This is a genomic window from Acinetobacter sp. 1542444 (genome assembly GCF_000581835.1).
In the GTDB taxonomy this organism is placed as follows: Bacteria; Pseudomonadota; Gammaproteobacteria; order Pseudomonadales; family Moraxellaceae; genus Acinetobacter; species Acinetobacter pittii.
Map to the genome: position 1 here is coordinate 1 of NZ_JEYA01000022.1, position 829 is coordinate 829.

The 829-nt window shown below is 52.5% G+C and carries 1 protein-coding gene; it reads right to left on the reverse strand.

Going from position 1 to position 829, the window contains the following annotated elements:
* Positions 1–829: Ig-like domain-containing protein (locus J580_RS23605; protein ID WP_416202040.1), on the reverse strand; the 829-nt coding region annotated here is incomplete at both ends.

The window sequence follows — 829 nt, forward strand, 5'->3', positions numbered from 1 at the left end:
CCTGGCAATGAAGTATTGCCTGCAGGGTCAGTTGCTGTTGCTGTAACCGTATCGCCATCCACCAGGTTACCCGGGTTTGGTACTGACCATGTTCCGTCTGTGCCTGCCACGACTGTTGCAGTGGTGCCATCAGGATATGTCACAGTCACTGTAGAACCAGGTTCTGCTGTACCGCTCACTGGGTCAGTTGCATTGATTGGATCAAGTACAGGTGCATTTGGTGCGGTGGTATCAATCGTCACCACTGCTGTATCGGTACCTGCATTGCCTGCTGCATCTGTTGCAGTCACGGTAATGGTGTGTGGACCATCAGTTAATGCAGGAAGTGTATTGTCTGCAAGCGTCCAGGTGCCGTCACCATTGTTCACTGCCGGATAGTCAACACCATCCACGTTCACAACCACTGTTGCTGTCGGATCGTTCACTGTACCAGTGAGTGCTGGTGTGCTGTCGTTCGTTAACACATCATCAAGTGCAACCACCGGCGGTGTGATGTCGGCAGAGACTGTGCCTGTACCTGGCAATGAAGTATTGCCTGCAGGGTCAGTGGCTGTTGCTGTAACCGTATCGCCATCCACCAGATTGCCCGGGTTTGGTACTGACCATGTTCCGTCAGTGCCTGCCACGACTGTTGCAGTGGTGCCATCAGGATATGTCACAGTCACTGTAGAACCAGGTTCTGCTGTACCGCTCACTGGGTCAGTTGCATTGATTGGATCAAGTACAGGTGCATTTGGTGCGGTGGTATCAATTGTTACCACTGCTGTATCTGTACCCGCATTGCCTGCAGGGTCTATTGCAGTCACGGTAATGGTGTGTGGACCATCAG